At 64.4% G+C, this 20,120-nt stretch carries 19 protein-coding genes; 12 read left to right on the forward strand and 7 right to left on the reverse strand.

Annotated features, from left to right (window positions below):
- Window positions 1–136 precede the first annotated feature (136 nt).
- Window positions 137–1,699: a PP2C family protein-serine/threonine phosphatase gene (locus AC0VX3_RS24635; RefSeq protein WP_475522716.1), complete on the forward strand. Its 1,563-nt coding sequence runs from the start codon at window positions 137–139 to the stop codon at window positions 1,697–1,699.
- Between the two features lie 134 nt (window positions 1,700–1,833).
- Here the strand turns inward: AC0VX3_RS24635 and AC0VX3_RS24640 are convergent, their stop codons facing one another.
- A complete protein-coding gene (locus tag AC0VX3_RS24640; RefSeq protein WP_475522717.1) occupies window positions 1,834–3,240 on the reverse strand; it encodes a PepSY-associated TM helix domain-containing protein in 1,407 nt (468 codons plus the stop codon).
- A gap of 86 nt (window positions 3,241–3,326) precedes the next feature.
- Window positions 3,327–3,698, reverse strand: coding sequence for a hypothetical protein (locus AC0VX3_RS24645; RefSeq protein WP_342891364.1), 372 nt, complete (start codon window positions 3,696–3,698; stop codon window positions 3,327–3,329).
- A 438-nt stretch (window positions 3,699–4,136) separates the two neighbouring features.
- Here AC0VX3_RS24645 and AC0VX3_RS24650 point away from each other — a divergent pair, with 438 nt between their 5' ends.
- From AC0VX3_RS24650 to AC0VX3_RS24690, 9 genes are all read left to right on the forward strand, one after another.
- Entirely contained in the window at window positions 4,137–4,379 is a 243-nt protein-coding gene (locus tag AC0VX3_RS24650) for a DUF6732 family protein (protein ID WP_348145927.1), read from the forward strand.
- On the forward strand, window positions 4,376–5,494 hold the full coding sequence (locus AC0VX3_RS24655) for a sirohydrochlorin chelatase (RefSeq protein ID WP_475522718.1): 1,119 nt from the start codon (window positions 4,376–4,378) through the stop codon (window positions 5,492–5,494). The genes AC0VX3_RS24650 and AC0VX3_RS24655 overlap by 4 nt, the downstream gene beginning before the upstream one ends.
- A gap of 11 nt (window positions 5,495–5,505) precedes the next feature.
- Entirely contained in the window at window positions 5,506–6,147 is a 642-nt protein-coding gene (locus AC0VX3_RS24660; RefSeq protein ID WP_475522719.1) for a precorrin-8X methylmutase, read from the forward strand.
- A gap of 1 nt (window position 6,148) precedes the next feature.
- The gene (locus AC0VX3_RS24665) at window positions 6,149–6,394 is read left to right on the forward strand and encodes a hypothetical protein (protein WP_475522720.1); all 246 of its coding nucleotides are present in this window, start codon (window positions 6,149–6,151) and stop codon (window positions 6,392–6,394) included.
- A complete protein-coding gene (gene cbiE / locus AC0VX3_RS24670) occupies window positions 6,391–7,590 on the forward strand; it encodes a precorrin-6y C5,15-methyltransferase (decarboxylating) subunit CbiE (RefSeq protein WP_475522721.1) in 1,200 nt (399 codons plus the stop codon). Before AC0VX3_RS24665 ends, cbiE begins: the two co-directional genes overlap by 4 nt.
- Entirely contained in the window at window positions 7,587–8,312 is a 726-nt protein-coding gene (cobI, locus tag AC0VX3_RS24675; protein ID WP_475522722.1) for a precorrin-2 C(20)-methyltransferase, read from the forward strand. The genes cbiE and cobI overlap by 4 nt, the downstream gene beginning before the upstream one ends.
- On the forward strand, window positions 8,282–10,183 hold the full coding sequence (cobJ, locus tag AC0VX3_RS24680; protein ID WP_475522723.1) for a precorrin-3B C(17)-methyltransferase: 1,902 nt from the start codon (window positions 8,282–8,284) through the stop codon (window positions 10,181–10,183). Before cobI ends, cobJ begins: the two co-directional genes overlap by 31 nt.
- Window positions 10,180–10,956 carry a precorrin-4 C(11)-methyltransferase gene (cobM, locus tag AC0VX3_RS24685; protein WP_475522724.1) on the forward strand — a complete coding sequence of 259 codons (777 nt, stop codon included), beginning with the start codon at window positions 10,180–10,182 and terminating at the stop codon, window positions 10,954–10,956. Before cobJ ends, cobM begins: the two co-directional genes overlap by 4 nt.
- A 308-nt stretch (window positions 10,957–11,264) precedes the next feature.
- Entirely contained in the window at window positions 11,265–11,894 is a 630-nt protein-coding gene (locus tag AC0VX3_RS24690) for a class I SAM-dependent DNA methyltransferase (RefSeq protein WP_475522725.1), read from the forward strand.
- 1 nt (window position 11,895) lies between these two features.
- Here the strand turns inward: AC0VX3_RS24690 and AC0VX3_RS24695 are convergent, their stop codons facing one another.
- Together AC0VX3_RS24695 and cobA are read right to left on the reverse strand one after the other, a co-directional pair.
- Window positions 11,896–13,215 (reverse strand): cobyrinate a,c-diamide synthase, encoded by a 1,320-nt coding sequence (locus AC0VX3_RS24695; protein ID WP_475522726.1) that lies wholly within the window; start codon window positions 13,213–13,215, stop codon window positions 11,896–11,898.
- Window positions 13,205–14,071 carry a uroporphyrinogen-III C-methyltransferase gene (cobA, locus tag AC0VX3_RS24700; protein WP_475522727.1) on the reverse strand — a complete coding sequence of 289 codons (867 nt, stop codon included), beginning with the start codon at window positions 14,069–14,071 and terminating at the stop codon, window positions 13,205–13,207. Before cobA ends, AC0VX3_RS24695 begins: the two co-directional genes overlap by 11 nt.
- Before the next feature lie 130 nt (window positions 14,072–14,201).
- Between cobA and AC0VX3_RS24705 the strand changes: the two genes are divergently transcribed.
- Together AC0VX3_RS24705 and AC0VX3_RS24710 are read left to right on the forward strand one after the other, a co-directional pair.
- A complete protein-coding gene (locus tag AC0VX3_RS24705; protein ID WP_475522728.1) occupies window positions 14,202–15,302 on the forward strand; it encodes a cobalt-precorrin-5B (C(1))-methyltransferase in 1,101 nt (366 codons plus the stop codon).
- Entirely contained in the window at window positions 15,295–16,047 is a 753-nt protein-coding gene (locus AC0VX3_RS24710; protein ID WP_475522729.1) for a cobalt-precorrin-6A reductase, read from the forward strand. The genes AC0VX3_RS24705 and AC0VX3_RS24710 overlap by 8 nt, the downstream gene beginning before the upstream one ends.
- Here AC0VX3_RS24710 and AC0VX3_RS24715 read toward each other — a convergent pair.
- From AC0VX3_RS24715 to AC0VX3_RS24725, 3 genes are all read right to left on the reverse strand, one after another.
- On the reverse strand, window positions 16,044–16,823 hold the full coding sequence (locus AC0VX3_RS24715) for a WecB/TagA/CpsF family glycosyltransferase (RefSeq protein ID WP_475522730.1): 780 nt from the start codon (window positions 16,821–16,823) through the stop codon (window positions 16,044–16,046). The two genes, AC0VX3_RS24710 and AC0VX3_RS24715, sit on opposite strands and share 4 nt — an antisense overlap.
- Before the next feature lie 203 nt (window positions 16,824–17,026).
- On the reverse strand, window positions 17,027–18,757 hold the full coding sequence (locus tag AC0VX3_RS24720) for a GumC family protein (RefSeq protein WP_475522731.1): 1,731 nt from the start codon (window positions 18,755–18,757) through the stop codon (window positions 17,027–17,029).
- 289 nt (window positions 18,758–19,046) lie between these two features.
- Window positions 19,047–20,099, reverse strand: coding sequence for a glycoside hydrolase family 5 protein (locus AC0VX3_RS24725; RefSeq protein WP_475525244.1), 1,053 nt, complete (start codon window positions 20,097–20,099; stop codon window positions 19,047–19,049).
- Window positions 20,100–20,120 lie beyond the last annotated feature (21 nt).

The raw sequence follows: 20,120 nt of genomic DNA on the forward strand, positions 1-20,120 counted from the left end.
TGGATACAAGAGTGCATATTCTGGCCGGACGTTGTGGTCCAGGCGGCGGATCGCCGTCATAATAGCGACATTGCAGCCGTTTCAAGTATGTTTGCCTCTGGCCCCGCCGGCCCGTGCACCAACAATCAGGTTCAAGATGCAACAGACCGAACCCCGCCGTGTCGACAAGTTCTGGCTTACGCTCATTGAACGCCCGGCGGTGTTCCTGCTGCTGGTGGTCATCGGTCTCGCCTTGCTGCCGGTGGCGGTGTGGATGGACCTGCGCTCGATATCGGATGCCTCGTTGCAAGCCCAGGCGATCGACCTTGATCAGACGATCAGCAAGATCCGCAACTATTACGCCCAGAACATCATTGCCCGGGTACAGGACGCTCCCGGCGACATCACGCCGACCCATGAGTATCACGACACGCCCGGCGGCATCCCGATCCCGGCGACACTGTCCATCGAACTCGGAGAAGTGATCGGTGGAAATGCGCGCAATCTCGAATACCGGTTCGTCTCGGATCTGCCGTTCGAAGACCGGGTGTCCCACAATCTCACCGCGTTCGAGATTCAGGCGCTGGAGGACTTCCGGCAAAGCAGGGATCCGGAGGATATCGAGATCGGATACGAGGGCTCGATCTTCAGCCGCAAGATCCGGATCGCCTCGCCCGTGATGCTCGGTGAAGCCTGTGTGGCCTGTCACAACTCCCATCCGGAAAGCCCGAAGACGGACTGGACGGTCGGCGACGTGCGCGGCATTCAGGCGATCACCATCAGCCAGCCGATCGCAGAGAACCTCTGGGCCTTCAGGTATCTGCTGCTTTATTTTGCCGGCGCCGGCGCCATCGGCGCAGCGGTCACCGGATTGCAATGGCACCAGGCGACCCGCTTCCACCGGATGAACCGGAATCTCGAAAAGGCCAACACCGAAATCGCCAGCCTGAACGAGCGGCTGACCTCGGAAAACCTGCGGCTCGGCGCGGAAATCGAGGTGGCGCGGCAGATCCAGATGATGGTGCTGCCCACCCAGGACGAACTCGGCGGCATCCGCGAACTGGAAATCGCCGCCTTCATGGAACCGGCCGACGAGGTCGGCGGCGACTATTACGATGTGCTGCAACTGGATGACCGGGTGAAGATCGGCATTGGCGATGTCACCGGGCACGGGTTGGAAAGCGGCGTGCTGATGCTCATGGTCCAGTCGGTCGCGGTGGCGCTGCAGGAGCGCGGACCCAGCGATCCGCGCCAGTTCCTGACCGCCCTCAACAGCGCCATCTGCCGCAACATCAAACGCACCAAGACCGACAAGCACCTGACCCTGTCCTTCCTCGATTTCGAAGCGGACAAGGTGACACTCTCAGGCCAGCACGAGGAACTGATTGTCCTGAGACCGGACGGTGGCTGCGACATCATCGACACGGTCGATCTCGGTTTTCCGATCGGTCTGGACGACAACATCGAACCGTTCATCGAGACCAGGGAGCTGGTTTTCGGTCCCGGCGACATCATCATTCTGTACACGGACGGGGTGACGGAAGCCGCAAACCCGGAAGGCGACCTCTTCGGGCTCGACCGGCTGGTCGACAGCGCCCGCCGCCACAACGCGCCGAGCGCAGCACGCGTGCTTGAAGGCCTGCTCACCGACGTCAAGGCGCATATCGACACCCAGACCGTTTTTGACGACATCACCCTTCTGGTGATCCGGCACAACTAGACCTGCCATTGCCTGTGAGGGCTGAGGAAAATCCGGGCACCCGAAGGTGCCCGGTCTTCAAGATCTTGGCACCCAAGGGCGCCCGGACATCTCCTTGTCAAGATCCGGGCACCCGAGGGTGCCCGGATCAGTCCTTATCCGATGGTCCGGCGCAGCACCGGCACGCGTTTGACGACAAGATAGTCCAGCGCCAGCACGCAGAGCAACGTGATGCCGACCAGCGGAAATGCCAGGGACAGGAACAGCATCAGGATCATGGCCCCGCGCCAGTGCGGCAGGTTGTCCGGTGTTCTGGGTGCGAAGACCCTGAAGGACGCACCCTTGGGGCGGCGCAGCCACCACATCACCAGCCCGCTGACACACAGGAAGATCACCGACAGGCAGACCAGCGTGTTGAGCATCAGGTTCCACAGGCCCATCAGCCCCATGTGGAAAGGGATGCCGACCGCCATCGCCTTGCCGGCGAGGGAATAATCCGAGAAAGCGACATTTGCCAGAATACGTCCGGTATGGCGGTCGACATGAACGGTCCTGTCGGAAAACGGATCCTCGGCATCCGCGCTCATGGTGTCCTGGTTGATGGTCCAGACGCCCTCGTCGCCCTTGGGAAAGGCAATCCTGTAGCGGGCCTGAAACCCGATTTCCCGCGCGAGCGCATCGACACTGTCGATGGTGACCGGCGTACCCGGCGCGGTCCCCTCGACACCGGCCTGCGATCCGGACGCGGGCATCGGGGTCTGTTCGAGCGCCCAGGGAACATCGGAGACAGCGCCGTGGTTCATGGAGGCATGCGTGGAGTCGGACAGCGGCACGGCGTCCCACTTCTCGGCCGGAAAGGTGCTCCAGGCCTGCATTATCCTGCCGCCCCAGATCCCGGTCCAGGACATTCCGGTAATCAGGAACAGCAACAGCAGGACCGACACATAGATGCCGACCTGTGCGTGCAGCGACTTCCACAGGGCCCGGCCCGTCTGGGTCAGATTGGGCACCATCGCTGCCAGGACGCTCGTGTCACGCGGCCACCACAAATAAAGACCGGTCACCACAAGCACGATCGACAGACCGGCGGCGATTTCCAGAAGCCGGTCGCCGAGCGTTCCCAGCAACAGGTCCGAATGAATGCCGTCGGCGAAATCGTACCAGCCCTTGCGGCGCTCCCAACTGTCGGTGACAGCACCGGTAAAGGGATCAACGGCGACCATGGTCTGGGTGCCATCGCCGCCAACGCGGAACACCGATACGCTGTCGTCGGAACGTCCCTTCAGCCATTCGCTGATCGTTCCACCCGGCTGGCTGGCCAAAGCCGCCCCGGCCTGGGCCGACAGACTCAAAGCCCGGCCATTTTCCGGTACGGCGACCGTGATATTCTCGCCGTCACGGCCATCGAAATAGCCGATATACATCATGGTCATGCCGGTCACTGCCAGCGTGATCAGGAACGGGATGACGAACAGACCGGCATAAAAATGCCAGCGCCAGGCCGCCAGGTAAAAACGGGAGGGTGTGGACGCACGCTCGGCGCCCGAAGAAAATGTGTTCACGGGATCTCCTCACCGAGGCTTCACTCCGGCCTTTCGGACCGGACAAAACTTCGGATCAATCTGATTTCGAAAAAAGTGATAGGAAATCAGGTCCCGAGTGGCGGCGCCCTGGCACCGAGCCGCCCGGTGCGCACCGAGCCGAACGGACCCGGTGAGGCAAATCCGATTGCGGCGCTGTTTCCGGCATTCGCGGCCGGCAGATCCGGTGTGCCCTGGTAAAGAGCAAGGGTTGTCAGGCCGGCAAAGATGCAGGGGCGTTCAGCGCCGTCATCATCACCGGCGGGACTGGCTGGAACCTCGTTGCCCGCGGCATCCAGCGCAAGGGTCTTCAAACCCGAACTGGTACACAGCGTGACCGTGAAAACACCGTCTTCCTGCACCGTCGGCATGTAGCCGCGCGGCAGCAGGGCGAGCAGCAGGAACGGCAACAGCAGCAGGCAGGCAGCCGTCTTTCTCATTTCAGGAAATGTCCGCCGGCCCCGTTTCACGGTCTCTGCCCCTTGTTTCACCCCCCGTTCTCTAATCCAGTTCCGATCGGAAGACAATTGCCTGCGTCTGGCGTGGTGCGGCGGCGGGCCGAGCGCGCGCGCCGAACTGCCGCAGGTGGTCATAAGCGCTCATCGGTGTCGCATTCATGCTTGATCCGGTGCAGTGCCTCCCATATGGTTGCCACCAACTGACGGCGTCCCTGTCATGGGACTGAAAGCGATTCCGGATGCGGTTGACCCACCCAGGGGACCAAGGCCGGAGCTGTCCACGGCCTTGACGGATCGCCGGGTTCACACCGGTGCCTTCGCCCGTTTGCTTTCATTCCCCATGTCGCCAAAACGTGTCGCCAAACCGTGTCGCCGTCGACGCCAAATGCCTTGACCGGCGCCTGCCACTGGGGGAGATCCATGACCCATCGAACTGTGTTCGCCGGCCTCGCCGCCGCCGTTCTGCCGACTTCCGCTTTCGCCCATGGCGGACATCTGGGTGACCTTGCCGGGCATTCCCACTGGGTCGGCGTCGCCGCCCTCGCCGGCGCCGCGCTGATTGCCGGCGTGATCGCCCTGAAGGGCCGCAAACGGGCACAGGAAGACGACAGCGCCGAGCAGGACGCCGAAGATGCGGATACCGCCGGGAACGCAGCTCAATGAGTGAAAAACTCGGACTGATGATCTGCGGTCACGGCAGCCGCAACAAGGGCGCCGTGAAACAGTTCGCACAGCTTGCCGCAGGCCTGACGAAGCGGTTCCCGGACTGGCCGGTGGAATATGGCTACCTGGAATTCGCCAATCCGGTCATTCATGACGGGCTCAACCGCCTGCGCGAACAGGGCTGCACCCGCGTGCTGGCCGTGCCGGGCATGCTGTTTGCCGCCGGACACGCCAAGAACGACATCCCGTCGGTGCTCAACACCTATCAGGCGATGCATCCGGAGATGACGATCTCCTATGGCCGGGAACTGGCTGTCGACACGCGGATGGTCAAGGCGGCCGCGGCGCGCGTCCAGGAAGCCATCGACGCCGCGCCCGGTGACGTGCCCCTGCACGACACGCTGCTGATGGTGGTCGGGCGCGGGTCCTCCGATCCGGACGCCAATTCCAACGTCGCCAAGATCACCCGCATGCTCTGGGAAGGTTTCGGTTTCGGCTGGGCCGAGACCTGCTACTCCGGCGTCACGTTCCCGCTGGTCGGACCCGGCCTGGAGCACGCGGCCAAGCTTGGCTACAAGCGCATCATCGTGTTTCCCTATTTTCTGTTTACCGGCGTGCTGGTGCAGCGGATCTACAACACCGCAGACGAGGTCGCGGCGAAACATCCCGATATCGAGTTTCTTCAGGCCGGCTATCTCAACGACCACCCGCAGGTGATCGACACGATGGCGGACCGGGTGCAGGAGATCCTCCAGGGCGCCAACCTGATGAACTGCCAGATGTGCAAATACCGCGAGCAGGTGCTCGGCTTCGAGGCCGAAGTCGGCCAGGCGCAGGAAAGCCACCATCACCATGTGGAAGGCCTCGGCGCGGAAGCCGAATGCCAATTATGCGCGGAAATCTGCACCGGTGCCTGCGAAAAACTGGTCCAGTCCGGCGGACATCATCATGCGCACCCGCATGAGCCCGGCGGTCATTCCCACGATCATTCCCATGGACATTCACACGGCGACGACCATGCGCATGGACATAGCCACGATCATGGTCATCACCACCACCCCTACCCGCACGCGGACCATCCGCACGGACCAAAATCGCTGAACCGCGAAGGGTGAGCACGGATCCGATGGCGCGCTACGCTTACGAAAAGGATCCGGCGGCGATCTACCGCCAATCCTTCGCGACCGTGCGGGCCGAGGCCGACCTGTCGCATCTTCCGGACGGGCTGAAGCCCGTCGCCGTCAGGTTGATCCATGCATGCGGCATGACCGACGTGCCGCAGGACCTCACCTGGTCGCCGGACGCAGTGGACGCCGCGCGGGCTGCCTTTTCGGCCAGGGCCCCGGTGCTGTGCGACGTGGAGATGGTTGTCCACGGCATCATCCGGTCCCGCCTGCCGCAGGGCTGCGACGTGATCTGCACGCTGAACGAGGCGGACGTCCCTAGTCTTGCGGCTGAACTTGGCACGACACGGTCGGCGGCGGCCACGCGGCTCTGGCGTGACAGGCTGGAGGGAGCCGTGGTTGCCATCGGCAACGCGCCGACCGCCCTGTTCCATCTGCTGGAAATGATCGCGGACGGCGGGCCGAAACCGGCACTCGTGCTCGGTTTCCCGGTCGGCTTTGTCGGCGCTGCGGAATCCAAGCAGGCACTTGCCGACAATCCCTTCGGCCTGCCGTTTCTTGCGATCAACGGCCGCAGGGGTGGGTCGGCCATGGCGGCGGCGGCGGTCAATGCGCTGGCAGCCGGTCTGCCGGAGGAGCTTTAGGATGGCGGAAGACACGCCGAAGAAAACCCTGAAGTCGGTTGCCCGCGACACGCCCCTGCGCTCGCGCGGGTTCCTGTCGCAGCCGGGTGGCCCTGCCGTACAAGACGGCGGATGCGGCGATCCGGCGGAAGCCGGGACCTCAAGCCAGTCCCGGGGCACCCGCCAGGCCTCGGCCTCGCCCGCAGGCACGCCCGAGAGCCTTGTCGTCAAGCCCGGTATCCGGCCCTATACACTGGTGGACAAATGACCCTGCCCTGGCTCACGCTCGCCGGTATTGGCGAGGACGGCACGCTCGCGCCCGGCGCGGCGGAAGCTCTCGGCCAGGCCGATATCGTCTATGGCGGCGCCCGTCACCTGGACCTTGCCGGAGACATTTTGGCGGAGAAGCGCCTCTGGCCCAGCCCGTTCGGCACCGTCTTTCAGGAGCTGGCGCACCTGAACGACCGGCGCGTTGCGATCCTGGCGACGGGCGATCCGATGTGGTTCGGCATCGGGTCCTCGCTGCTGAAGCATTTCGAACCCGGCGAGATGACCGTATTGCCGTCCCTGTCCGCCTTCCAACTGGCCGCCGCGCGCATGGGCTGGGCGATCCAGGACACCGAGTGCCTGTCGGTTCATGGCCGCCCTGTCGATCTTCTTCGCGCCGCGCTTTATCCCGGCGCGCGCCTGCTTGTCCTGACCGGCGGCGCCGAGACACCGCGCCAGGTGGCCGACCTGCTCGCCGACGAAGGCTATGGGAGCAGCGCGATGAGTGTGCTGGAGCATCTTGGCGGCCACAAGGAACGGGTCGTTCACGGCACTGCTGAAACCTGGTCGGAGACGGTCGCCGGTTTTCACACGCTTGCGCTGGACGTTGTCGCCGATCCGGGCACCCGCTTCCGCAGCCTCGTGCCCGGACTTGCCGATGATGCCTTCCGCCACGACGGCAAGATGACCAAGCAGGATATCCGCGCCGTGACGCTTGCCGAACTGGAACCGCATCCCGGCGCCCTGCTGTGGGATATCGGCGCCGGATGCGGCTCGGTCTCGATCGAATGGCTGCGGGCGGCACGGCAAACGTCCGCCATCGGCCTGGAACCTCATGCGGAGCGTCGGCGAATGGCTGCAGAAAACGCGGCGGCACTTGGTGTGCCGCACCTGGAGCTGAAGGACGCCACGGCCCCGGAAGGACTTGACGGCCTGCCGGACCCGGATGCGGTCTTCATCGGCGGCGGACTGACGGCGCCCGGTCTTGTCGATGCCTGCGTGGCGGCGCTCAAACCCGGCGGGCGTCTGGTCGCCAACGCCGTGACGCTGGAAAGCGAAGCGGTGCTGCTGACGACCTATGCGAGCCTCGGCGGGACCTTGAAAAAACTCTCCGTGCACAGGGCATCGGCGGTCGGCGGGCTGACGGGCTGGCGTCCGCAGATGCCGGTCACCCAGTGGAGTTTTACCAAGTCATGAGCGGAACCCTTTATGGCGTCGGCCTCGGCCCCGGTGATCCGGAACTGATGACCCTGAAAGCGCACCGGCTGATTTCTGGTGCCAGGGTGATCGCCTATCCGGCACCGGACACCGGCGAGAGTTTCGCCCGTTCCATCGCGGCGAGTTCAATCGGGTCCGGCATCCGGGAAATCCCGATTGTCGTGCCGATGCGGGTCGACCGGTTTCCCGCGCAGGAAATCTACGACAAGGCGGCCGGTGACATCGGCGCCGTGCTGGAAACCGGCGAGGATGTCGTCACCCTGTGCGAGGGCGATCCGTTCTTCTTCGGCTCGTTCATGTATCTGTTCGACCGTCTGTCGGACCGGTTCAGGATCGAGATCGTGCCAGGGGTCACGTCGCTCACCGCCTGCGCGGCCCAGTTGCGCCGGCCGCTGACAGCTCGAAACGACGTGTTGACGGTCATACCCGGCCCGTTGCCGGACACGGACATCCGTGGCCGGATCGAACAGGCCCAGGCGGTGGCCATCATGAAGGTCGGCCGGCACCTGCCGCGTCTGAAAGCGCTGCTCGAGGACATGGGGCTGCTTGAAGCCGCCGGTTACGTGGAGCGCGCCAGCCTGCCGGAACAGAAGGTTCACCGGCTCATCGACCTTGAGACCGACACTGCTCCATATTTTTCCATGATCCTCATTTACAAGGGAGACGAAGCGTGGACGCTTCCCCCATCCTTCTCGTCCTGAACGAAGCCGGCCTGGGTGCCGCCGAAGACATCGCGAGGCGGTTCTCCACCGCCCGCATCCACGGGCTTGCCGGGCGGGTGCCGAGCGCCGATACCCAGTTCAACGAGACCATCGACCACATCCGCCTGCTGTTTCAGGCCGGCCACCCGATCGTCGGGTTCTGCGCCAGTGGCATCCTGATCCGCGCGCTGGCTCCGCTGCTGGCGGACAAGACCACCGAGCCGCCGGTGATCGCCGTCTCCGAGGACGGTTCCAGCATCGTGCCGCTGCTCGGTGGACACCGCGGCGCCAATGAACTGGCGCGGTTGCTGGCGAAGGCTCTTGGTGGTCACGCGGCGATCACCACCGCGGGCGACACCAGGCTCGGCGTCGCGCTGGACGCGCCGCCCGACGGCTGGCGTCTGGCGAACCCGGAAGACGCCAAGCCTGTGATGGCCGAACTCCTGTCCGGCGCGTCCGTGCGCATTGAAGGCCGGGCGGACTGGCTGAAAGAAGCCAGGCTGACGGAAGCCGACGATGCGGCCATCTCCCTGGTCGTCACGGAACATCCCGAGGAAGGCAGCCCGACGCAGCTTGTCTATCACCCGCAGAAATATGCCCTCGGCGTTGGCTGCGCCAGGGGCTGCGATGCGCGGGAACTGATTGACCTGGTCGAGGCACAGCTCGCCGGAGCCCGGATCGCCAGGGGCGCTGTTGCCTGCGTCGCGACCATCGACCTGAAGGCCGACGAGGCCGCGGTCAATGCGCTGGCCAGCCATCTCGACGTGCCCTTGCGCGTCTTTTCGGCGGAAGAGCTGCAGCGCGAGACCCCCCGGCTCAAGAACCCGTCCAATGTCGTTTTCAAGGAAGTCGGCTGCTACGGTGTGGCGGAAGGGGCAGCGCTGGCGGCCGCCGGTCCGTTCGGCACATTCAAGGTTGAAAAGCAGAAGACCGAAAACGCCACATGCGCCATCACCCGATCGCCGAAGACCATCGACATCACGGCCTCGGGCCGGTCGCGCGGACATCTTTCCGTCATCGGCATCGGCCCCGGAAAGGACGACTGGCGGACACCGGAGGCGACCCGGCTGCTGGCCGAGGCGTCGGACGTTGTCGGCTATTCGCTCTACCTGGATCTGGTCGAGAGCCATATCACCGGCAAGACCCATCACAACTTCCCGCTCGGCGCGGAAGAGGACCGGGTCAGGTTCGCGCTGGAGGAAGCCGGCAAGGGCAAGAACGTCGCCCTGATTTCCTCGGGCGACGCAGGCATCTACGCCATGGGGTCGCTGGTCTACGAACTGCTTCACCGCAACGAGGAGTATGGCGGCGTTTCGGACGCGGCCAAGCGGGTCAGCGTCACCAACGCACCCGGCATTTCCGCGCTGCAGGCCTGTTCGGCCCGCATCGGCGCCCCGCTCGGCCATGACTTCTGCGCCATTTCCCTGTCCGACCTGCTGACGCCCTGGGAGGTGATCGAGAAGCGCCTGAGGGCCGCCGCCGAGGGTGACTTCGTGATCGCCTTCTACAATCCCGTCTCCAAGCGCCGCCGCACCCAGCTGGCTGCCGCCAGGGAGATCCTGCTGGAACACCGCTCCGCGGCGACGCCGGTCATTCTGGGGGTCAATCTGGGCCGGCCGGAAGAGAGCATCCGCGTCACCAGCCTGCACGCGCTCAGCGTCGACGACGTCGACATGCTGACCACCGTTCTGGTCGGTTCGACCAATACAAGAACGGTGATGCGGGGCGACGGCAAGCCTTTCGTCTACACGCCGCGCGGCTACGCAAAGCGCATCGATGCCCCCGGCGCGGCACCCGCCGCTTCACAGCCGGCACCCACGGAAGAAAAATCCGCCCAGGCGGACGTTCAGGACACGGAAGACAACACATGACCGTTCATTTCATCGGCGCCGGACCGGGCGACCCGGACCTCATCACCGTGCGCGGCCTGAAGCTCATCCAGTCCTGCCCGGTCTGCCTCTATGCCGGATCGCTGGTGCCCGAACAGATCGTGACCGCCGCCCCGGGCGACGCCCGTGTGGTCGACACGGCGCCACTGACCCTGGACGAGATCATCACCGAGATCGAGACCGCTCATGGCAAGGGGCTCGATGTCGCGCGCGTGCATTCGGGCGACCCGTCGATCTACGGCGCCACGGCCGAACAGATGCGCCGCCTGGATGCGCTCGGCATCGACTACGATGTCACGCCAGGGGTTCCTGCCTTCGCGGCTGCGGCCGCGGCGCTGAAAACGGAGCTGACCATTCCGGAGGTTGCCCAGACGATCATCGTCACCCGCACGGCCATGCAATCCTCCGCGATGCCCAACAACGAGGATCTCGACACGCTCGGCAAAAGCGGTGCGACGCTCGCCATTCATCTGTCGATCCGGAACCTGCGCGAGGTCGAGCGCCAGCTCACGCCACATTACGGAGCAGACTGCCCGGTGATCGTCGCCTACCGCGTCGGCTGGCCGGACCAGGCCTTCATCCACGGCACGCTCGCGACCATCGCCGGCAAGGTCCGCGCCTCGAAGATCACCCGCACCGCGCTGATCTTTGTCGGCCACGCCCTCAAGCCGGGCGAGGACTTTCGCGACAGCGCACTTTACGACGCCGACCACGTGCACGTGCTCCGGCCGAAGAAGAAGAAGGCGAAAACCTAGGGTCTGTGGACAATTAGGTTTCGGCCTTGGCGCGTGTCGGATTTCGGTCCCGAAGGGATTTGGCGCAAATTGCCCCCTTCGGCGTCGCGAAAGCTTGAAAGGGATAACCCTTCCCGTGCCTTCGCTTCTTGAAGCGGAGCAATTTGCGCTCAAACCAAGGCCAAATCCTAAATGTCCACAGACCCTAGAAGATTTCCGGCTCGGACCATCGTCTCGACAGGCGTTCTCTTTCGGCAAGCCCATCAGGCGGATGCCTATCGGGGACACTTGGTATAAGCTGCAGTTTCCCAATCGGACAGGAGACCGCGATGCCGGATGAAAACCAGCTTTTGAAACAGGCCGTTTCGCTTGGCGGCGACCCGGATGCCATCCGCGAGTTCTACGAGAACTGGTCGCGCGATTATGACAGCGACCTGTTGCTGGCCATCGGGTATGTGGGGCCGGAAATTGCCGCCGAGGCCCTGGCGAAACGGGTCGGCAAGACGGCGCTCGTGCTTGACGCGGGCTGCGGCACGGGGCTGGTCGGCATCGAACTGATCAAGCGGAATTTCGACCTGACCATCGACGGCATCGACCTGACCCCCGCCATGCTCGAGCAATCGCGCAGCAAGGGGGCCTACCGCAAGCTCAACATCGCGGACATGTGCGGGCCGCTCTTCGAGATCGACGACAATGTCTATGACGGCGCCGTCTGCGCGGGCGTGTTCACGAACGGCCATGTCGGCCCGGACGGCATCGACGAACTGATCCGCGTCGTCAAACCCGGCGCTCCTGTCGTCCTGACCGTGCGCGACAGCGCCTGGGAGGCCGACGGCTTCAAGGACAAGGTCGAGCAGCTTGAAGAGAGCGGCAAGACCCGGACCGTTGAAATCAGCCACAGCCCCTACCACACCAAGGAAGATGTCTTCTGCGAGCTGGTGGTGCTGGAGGTAATTTAAGTCAGCCAGAAGAGATCACATGGGCGAAGGAGCCCATGACCGATCCGGCGCGCAACCCCATTTGATCGAGCGCGGTTCCCTCGGCATCCTCGGCGGCAAAAAGCCGCTCCGCCGGTCCTTCGGAAACGATCGAGGCATAATGGAACTCGTGCGCGGCAAGCGGGCCCTGCCATGGCAGTCCGCCGAGCGGCTGCACGACCCTGTAGCCGAGATGCCGCCGCCGGTTTTCAAAGGATGTTTCCAGCAGCAGCAGGCCGAGCATCCGGTGGCGTTCGCCCGAGGCGTCGACCATCCCTGCCCCAAGGCACATGTAACCGCCGCACTCACCGTAGATCAGCTTTCCGGACCCTGCTGCCCGCGTCATCGCGGTGCGGAAGGTATCAGCCCGGGCGAGCTTTCCCGCATGCAGCTCCGGATAGCCGCCCGGCAGATAGATCGCATCGGCGTGCCGATCGGGCGCCTCGTCGGCAAGCGGAGAAAAGAAGGACAGGTCCACGCCTTCGCTCTGCCAGAAATCCAGCAGATGCGGATAGGCGAAGGCGAAGGCGACATCGCGGGCCACCGCCATTCGCTGCCCCAGCGGCGCGGGAAGATGAACGTCGTCGGGACCGGCGGGGGCCAATGGCAACGCCAGGCTTTCCAGAGCGGCCAGATCGACATGGGCCCGGCAATGCGCGGCCGCCTGGTTCAGAAAGGCTTCCAGATCCTCGTGCTCGCCCGCCTGAACCAGGCCCAGGTGGCGCTCGGGCAGGATCAGATCGTCGGAGCGCGGCAGGGCACCGACCACCTCGATATCGAGCGGCGCCAGCGCGGTGCGCAGCATGGTCTCGTGCCGGGCGCTGCCGACCCGGTTCAGGATCACGCCGGCAAGACGGATATCCTGGCGGAAGCTTTGAAAGCCATGCACCAGGGCGGCGACCGACTGCGCCTGCCTGGCACAGTCGACGACCAGAACAACGGGCAGACCGAGCGTCGCCGCCAGATCCGCCGCGGAGCCGCCGCCGCCGGCCGCCCCGTCAAACAGCCCCATTGCCCCTTCGACCAGAAACAGATCGTGCCCGTCTGCCTGTCCGGCGGCAAGCGTTCGCAGCGTGGCGGGCGTCATCGCCCAGGCATCGAGGTTGATGCAGGGCACGCCGCTGGCGGCTTCGTGGAATTTCGGATCGATATAATCCGGGCCGGACTTTCCGGAGACCACCGAGCACCCGGTGGACCGCAGGGCCCTGAGCAGCGCCAGGGTCAGCGTGGTCTTGCCGGCGCCCGAGGAAGGCGCGGCAATCAGAACTCCGCGCGGCAAGCCCTTGCCCCGGTCAGCCGGCATCGGCCGAGAGGCGGTCTGCGCGCAGCCCCAGCGGATCGCTGTCCAGTACCCTGCCCGACAGCGCGCCGAGCCAGTCGAGCCCGCCGCGCAGGCGGACGACCTCGCCGACACACACGATCGCCGGCGGTTCGATCCCGGCGGCCTCGGTTTCGGCGGAGCATTTGCCGAGCGTCGTTTCCAGGACGCGCTGGGTCTTCAACGAGGCATTGCACACGATGCCCACAGGTTCATCCACAGACCGTCCACCGGCAATGAGTTTGCCGGCTATGGTTTCCAGGTGTTTCATCGCCATGTACATGACGATCACCGGAGACCCCCTGGCAATGCCGTCCCAGTTGACCGCGTCCGGTGTCAGACCTGTCTGGTCATGACCTGTGAGAAAGGTGACCGCCTGATTGCAATCGCGATGGGTGGCCGGAATGCCCGCGTAGGCCAGGCCGCCGATACCGGCGGTGATCCCGGGAATGATGCGGAAGGGAACCCCCGCGTCGACAAGGCCCAGCGCTTCCTCACCGCCGCGGCCGAACACGAAGGGATCGCCGCCCTTCAGGCGCAGAACTCTTTTTCCGGCCCGGGCATGCTCAATCAGCTTCAGCGTGATGTCGCGCTGCTTCGGACTCGGCTTGCCTCCGCGCTTGCCCGCATAGTCGGCGGATGCGCCCGGCTTCACCCAGTCCAGAATACTTTGATCGACCAGGGCGTCATAGACAACCACGTCCGCCTGACGCAGGCCGTTGAGCGCGTGCAGGGTCAGCAGGCCCGGGTCTCCCGGACCCGCACCTGCAAGCCAGACCCATCCCGGCTCGAACACCGGCAAACCTGCCGGCAGGGAGTTATCATGTTCCTTGACCGTCATGGTTCCTGTTTACCCGCCCGATCGAAAACCTCCAAGCGCTTCAACGCTCAAAAAGGTCAGGATTACGACATTTCATCGCGCAGACACTGCAGGGGAGGCAAAGCAGCCGATCTTCGGCTATAGAAGCCTGATGTCGACACCGGAGCCAACAGAATTGCGGCGGGGCTGGACCACGGGGGCCTGCGCGACAGCGGCCGCCAAGGCCGCTTACAGCGCGCTCTTGACCGGCTCCTTTCCGGACCCGGTGGAAATCACGCTGCCGCGGGGTGGAACAGCCGACTTCGTTCTGACCCGGCACAGCCTTTCCGGCGCAACGGCGATGGCCACCATCACCAAAGATGCCGGCGACGATCCGGACGTTACCCATGGTGCCCTGATCACATCGACCGTCAGGCTGCTGCCTGCGGCCAGCGGCGTCGTGTTCAAGGCCGGCGACGGCGTGGGCACCGTCACCCGTCCCGGCCTGCCGATCCCGCCCGGCGAACCCGCCATCAATCCGGTGCCGCGCCAGATGATGCGGGACGCCATTGCCGGGCTTGCCGCCTCGGCGGGCGCGCCTGGCGATGTGGAAATCGAGGTGTCCATCGACGGCGGCCGCGAGCTGGCGCTCAAGACCATGAACGGCCGCCTCGGCATTGTCGGGGGCCTCTCGGTTCTGGGAACGACCGGTATCGTCAGACCGTTTTCCTGCGCGGCCTGGATTGCCTCCATCCACCGGGGCGTCGATGTCGCGCGCGCCATCGGCCTGACCCATGTGGTCGGCGCCACCGGCTCGGCCTCCGAAGATGCGGTCAGGGCCCGCTATCAGCTCGACGAGACCGCCTTTCTCGACATGGGCGACTTCGCCGGCGGGCTGCTGAAATACCTGCGCAGCCATCCGGTCGACCGGCTGACGCTGTCCGGCGGGTTCGCGAAGTTCACCAAGCTGGCCCAGGGCGCGCTCGACCTTCATTCGGCCCGCAGCTCCGTCGACTTCGCATTCCTGCAGGACCTGCTTCGGCAAGCCGGCGCTCCGCCGGACCTGATCGGCGGCGCCGGCGCCGCCAATACGGCCAAGGAAGTGCTCGACAACGCGCTTGCCGAAGGGCTGGACCTGAGCGGTCCGCTTGCGGGGAAAGTAAAATCTTCGGTCCGTCATATCTTGCGGAACGCACCGATTGACGTTGAGGTGCTGATCACCGACCGGCAGGGCACTGTTCTTGGCAAATGCGGGTTCGACGCCAATGCCTGACCACATCCTTCTTCTCGCCGGTACGTTCGAGGCCCGCCAGATCGCCGAGCGGTTTGCGGCCATGCGCCCGGGTGTCCGGGTCACCGCTTCCTTCGCTGGTGCCGTCAACGATCTGCCGGATCTCGGCGTGCCGACGCGGGTCGGCGGTTTTGGCGGACCGAACGGACTCGGCACGTATCTGAAAGAAGAAGCCGTTTCGCTCCTCATTGACGCCACCCACCCGTTTGCCGCCCGGATGAGCCGCAACGCGGCAGCGGCTGCGGAAGCCACCGGTGTTCGGCTGCTGCGGCTCGAGCGGTCACCGTGGAGGCCTGAAGCCGGGGACAACTGGCAACACTTCCCCACGCTCGACGCGGCCGCCTGTGCTCTGCCGCCGGCCGCGCGCGTCTTTCTTTCGATCGGACGCAAGGAAATCGGCCAGTTCACGCAGCGGAGCGATCTGTTCGCACTGGCCAGAATGATCGAGCCGCCCGGCGTGGTGCTGCCGGATCACTGGCGCCTGATACTGGCACGGCCAGCGCAGGCGGCGGCAGACGAGATCGAACTTCTGGAAACCCACCGCATCAGCCATCTGGTGACCAAGAACAGCGGCGGCGCGCGTTCCTTTGCCAAGATCGAGGCGGCCCGGCAGCTGAACCTGCCGGTTTTCATGATCGACCGGCCGCACTTGCCGCCCGCCGACACAGTCGACAGCCTCAGCGCGCTGTTGCACCGGCTTCAGCCGTATTTCGACGGAAGCGCCTAGGCTTTTTCCGCAGGTCGGCCGTATTTGAGTTTCAGGAGCACGGCGAGAAATCGCGGGATGCCGATAATATACCGGCGGAACAGGCGGCGCGGTTCCTGCAGCAGCCGGAACAGCCATTCCAGGCCGGCTTTCTGAACGAGCCTCGGCGCGCGGGCGACCGAACCGGACATGAAGTCGAACAGGGCACCGACACCGATGGCAACCGGGACATCCAGATGCGCGCGGTTGCGGGCAATGAAAAACTCCTGGCGCGGATTGCCCATGGCCACCAGCAGAAGATCCGGTCCGCTCGCGCTGATATCCGCGCAGATGTCCGCGAGATCCTTGTCGTCGAAATAGCCGTTGCGATGGCCCACGACCTTATGCCTGGGATGGACGCTCTCCAGATGCGCTCTTGCGCCAAGCACCTGCGCCTCCCCTGCACCGATCAGATACAGGCGCAGTGGAATGTCGATCTCCGCCAGCAGGCGCGGAACGAGATCCGTGCCGTTGAGATTTTCGGGAAAGTGCCGGCCATGCAGGAACCGGCCTGCCAAGCCGACACCGATGCCGTCATTCAGCAGGGTCATGTTCTGCAAGGTGTCGGCATAGGCCGGATTGTCCAGCGCCGTCAGGAGCGTGTGCGCGTTGCAGATGGCGATGTCGAGTTGCTGCCGCTGACGGACGGCTCCGCTCACGCGTTCGATGGCGTCCGCCGATGTCAGGCAGGCGATGGCGAACGGGCCGATCTCGATGGGGTCATTTTCAGAAGCGGATTGCAGGTCGGCGCTGTTCATCAAGGCTCCAGGCCTGTGGTCAATTGGGATCAGGTCGCGGTTCGAGTGCACGCCGCACGGTTCAAGAAGCAAGGTCGCAGAAAGGGTTATCCCATTTCAAGGCACCGCGATGCGAAAACGACGATTTGAGGCAAAACTCTCCCGGACGCCTGCGCGCACCAACCGCAAGCGACGCAGGACCCCCTGTCTGGTTCCAGGAATGGTCAGTCGGCAACCGTGAAATAGGAGCGGATCCCGGGATGGCGGATCAGCCGGCGGGCGAGTGCCAGGAAAAGGCCAAGCCCAAACCCCAGAACCGCTCCGCCGAACAGGCCTCCGATGAGAAGCGTCGACCGACCGGGACCGTCCGCGTAGATGGGAACTTCCGCCTGGCTGATGACACGGACATTGCTTTGAAGGCTGTTGAATTCCTCGTTCGCTTCGCGGGTACGCGTCAGCATGGCCTCGTAAATGTTGCGGGCGGTCGCCGCCTGCAAGACCAGGTTCTCGAGAGCCGCCTGGTTCGGAGAATTGGTGCGTTTCAGAGCCTTCTGGGCGGTCAGTTCCTTGGCAATCTCGTCCTGTGCCTTTTGAGCCTGGGACAGTTCCGTCTGGGCTGTCGACGCAATTCGTTTCAGTTCCTGCCGGATTTCGCTGCCCAGACCGCTCAGCGACGCTTCCGCCGCACCGATCGATGGGTGACGGGACCCGAGCTGACTGCGCAGGCTTCCCAGTTGCGCGGCCGCGGTCGCATACTGGCGGCGGAGATCCACCAGCGTTGCGGAGGATACTTCCGTATCGCTCGTCCCCGCGACGGCATCTTGCAGACTGAGCCGGCTGGCGGCATCAACACGTGCCCGTGCCTCGATGGTTTTCTGTTCGGCAACCACCAGCGCCGTGTTCAGCGCCGACAGCCGGTCGTCCGAAATCAGAACGCCCTTGGAGGCGACCAGATCATTGCGGGCACGATAGTCTTCAACCGCCTTTTCTGTGGCGAACGCCTTGGCACGCAGATCCTCCAGCCGCTTGTCCAGCGTCGAGGTTATGGTCGAATATTGATCGGATGCCGTGGTTGTCTCGTACCGGTAAAACGATTCCACCGCGGCGTTGGCGATGCCGGCCGATTTTTCCGGGCTGCTCGTCGTTGCCCTGACCGCGATCACGAACGAGTCGTCGACCCTGTTCGCGGTCACCGCCTCCGCGACGGACGCCGCCGCAGCGAATTTGCCCGCCTCGCCGCCTTGCACGCCGCCGAACTCGGGATCGTCCGTCAACGACAGCATGTCCACAACGTCGCGCATCACCGTGGTCGACGTCAGGATCTGGATCTGGCTGTTCACCAGGGCGGAAACGGTCTGCGGCGAGATCTGGCTGGTCGCCTGACCGTCCCAACTGAGCTGAAGCCGGGTCGGATCGAAGTAAAGACTTGCGTTTGCGGTATATTTGCGTGGCAGCATCAGGGTCGCGGCAGCACCCAGTGCCATACAAAGCACCACGATGACGGCGATGATCCGCCGGCTTTCGTAAAGAGCGGCGATGATCGTGCGCGTATCCAGAATAGGCTCTTCCGCCTGATAGCGAGAGTCGATCAGCGGATTTCGGGCGACCTGTCTGCGCGCAGATGCAGATACGGTGTAGGTGGATTCGGGGTAGGCGGGTTCGGGCGCGAGCGCTTCGGGCCCGTTCTTGCGCGGGTCCGGACGGCCACCGAAAAACCGCCGCCTTGCCGGACGATCCGGATCAGCCGGTCCGGCAGGATCTCCCGGCTCCGGCACCTGCCTGTCGTATTTGCGGGAACCGCTGCGGCGCTGGCCGGCCAGTCTGACCAGCTCCTGCTGGGCGTCGTCACGGCCGCGCTCCCGCCGGCCGGAGCGCCGGGACGACCCTTGGGGCGTTCGCCGCCCGTGGACATGATCCCATTCCGGGCTGTCCCAGTCATCTTCGTACCCGTTCATTTCCGTTTTTCAGACTTCTCTGTTGTGACACGACGCGGTCGGCTTCGAGCCCTGTTGACGCCAGCGAGCCAAGCGGGACGCGGTGCGCGGGCATTCGGTGCAAAATGCCCGATTCAGGAAACGAAGCCGCCGGGAGAGATTTTCCCTTTGACGACTTTTCGACGCCGAAATGAGCCCCCTGGTTCCACACTGCGCCCAGACTTCATTCCCGGACTTCATTCCCGGACTTCACTCGCAGACCTCATTCACAGACCTCGCGCCCAGACCCGCCCAGCCTGCAGAAACATAGTTAATTTATTGTTTCGCAAGCCTGATCGCCGATCGTTTGCAGGTTCGGCATCAGTTCGGTGAGCTGCGCGCGGTCCTTGCCGTCAACCGGCTGGATGTTGTTGCCCTCGGTTTGCGGCCACCACTCGCCGGCAGCCCAATAGGTCCATCCGACCCACCGATCCGGGTTCGCATCCATGAACCGGACCATGTCCGTGAGACCTGCAAGGCAGGCGGGATCCTTCGAACCGCCGAATTCTCCCAGGAACCCCTTGGCGCCCTGTTCGGCAAGCCAGCCGGTGAACCGTTCAAGCCCCTCAAGGGCACCGGCGGCCTTCGGGCATGTTTCATGCGTTCCGGAATAATCCTCGTCCATGTACTGATGCACTTCGTAGGCAAAATTCCCGGCAGGATCCACGACGCCGGACATGACCCTGGAATTGTTTCCCCCCGGACGGTCGCTCAGCCAGCTTGTCGCGCCGCTCCAGTTGGTGCCCGGCACCAGTACCAGGTTGTCCGCCCCCACCGCGCGGATCCCGGTGATGGCCTGGTTGACCGCCGACAGCCAGTCCTCGGCGGGAATATCATAGGGCTCGTTCATGAGACCGAAGACGATGTCCGCGTCACCGGCGAATTCCAGCGCCAGCCGGATCCAGAAATCGGCAAAGACCTGGGCCGGAAGGTCCGGCGTCATCATGCGTTTGCCATCGTAGTACCCGAAATTATGCGGGTTCAGCACCACGGTCATGTCGTAGGCCCGCAGCAGTTCGACAGCTTCCTTGAGGCGCTTCAGTTCCATTGCCTCGAGCGGACGGCCGAACACCGGCTGAAGCCGCTCCCAGCGAAAGGGCAGCCGAACAATGTTCATGCCGGTTTCGGCGAAATACTTCACGGTCCGTTCCGACGGGTAGATGTAATTGGTGCCGTAGACGTTGTCGGTATCGACGCCGTATTCGGCACCGGACAGGTTGACGCCCTTGTAACAGACGGCCGCCGGGCCCGCTTCCGCAGGCAATTGCAGCATCCAGACGGCGGCTGTGGCCAGCGCGGTCATGCGTATGGGGTCGTTCACCATCTCGTTCAAGCCTTGCAATCA

The organism is Roseibium sp. QJM3NY_11 (genome assembly GCF_056173175.1).

Coding starts and splice junctions, on each gene's coding strand:
- AC0VX3_RS24635 (WP_475522716.1), top strand. CDS start 137: ATGCAACAGACCGAACCCCGCCGTGTCGACAAGTTCTGGCTTACGCTC.
- AC0VX3_RS24645 (WP_342891364.1), bottom strand. CDS start 3,698: ATGAGAAAGACGGCTGCCTGCCTGCTGCTGTTGCCGTTCCTGCTGCTC.
- AC0VX3_RS24650 (WP_348145927.1), top strand. CDS start 4,137: ATGACCCATCGAACTGTGTTCGCCGGCCTCGCCGCCGCCGTTCTGCCG.
- AC0VX3_RS24655 (WP_475522718.1), top strand. CDS start 4,376: ATGAGTGAAAAACTCGGACTGATGATCTGCGGTCACGGCAGCCGCAAC.
- AC0VX3_RS24660 (WP_475522719.1), top strand. CDS start 5,506: ATGGCGCGCTACGCTTACGAAAAGGATCCGGCGGCGATCTACCGCCAA.
- AC0VX3_RS24665 (WP_475522720.1), top strand. CDS start 6,149: ATGGCGGAAGACACGCCGAAGAAAACCCTGAAGTCGGTTGCCCGCGAC.
- cbiE (WP_475522721.1), top strand. CDS start 6,391: ATGACCCTGCCCTGGCTCACGCTCGCCGGTATTGGCGAGGACGGCACG.
- cobI (WP_475522722.1), top strand. CDS start 7,587: ATGAGCGGAACCCTTTATGGCGTCGGCCTCGGCCCCGGTGATCCGGAA.
- cobM (WP_475522724.1), top strand. CDS start 10,180: ATGACCGTTCATTTCATCGGCGCCGGACCGGGCGACCCGGACCTCATC.
- AC0VX3_RS24690 (WP_475522725.1), top strand. CDS start 11,265: ATGCCGGATGAAAACCAGCTTTTGAAACAGGCCGTTTCGCTTGGCGGC.
- AC0VX3_RS24695 (WP_475522726.1), bottom strand. CDS start 13,215: ATGCCGGCTGACCGGGGCAAGGGCTTGCCGCGCGGAGTTCTGATTGCC.
- cobA (WP_475522727.1), bottom strand. CDS start 14,071: ATGACGGTCAAGGAACATGATAACTCCCTGCCGGCAGGTTTGCCGGTG.
- AC0VX3_RS24705 (WP_475522728.1), top strand. CDS start 14,202: ATGTCGACACCGGAGCCAACAGAATTGCGGCGGGGCTGGACCACGGGG.
- AC0VX3_RS24710 (WP_475522729.1), top strand. CDS start 15,295: ATGCCTGACCACATCCTTCTTCTCGCCGGTACGTTCGAGGCCCGCCAG.
- AC0VX3_RS24715 (WP_475522730.1), bottom strand. CDS start 16,823: ATGAACAGCGCCGACCTGCAATCCGCTTCTGAAAATGACCCCATCGAG.
- AC0VX3_RS24720 (WP_475522731.1), bottom strand. CDS start 18,757: ATGAACGGGTACGAAGATGACTGGGACAGCCCGGAATGGGATCATGTC.
- AC0VX3_RS24725 (WP_475525244.1), bottom strand. CDS start 20,099: ATGGTGAACGACCCCATACGCATGACCGCGCTGGCCACAGCCGCCGTC.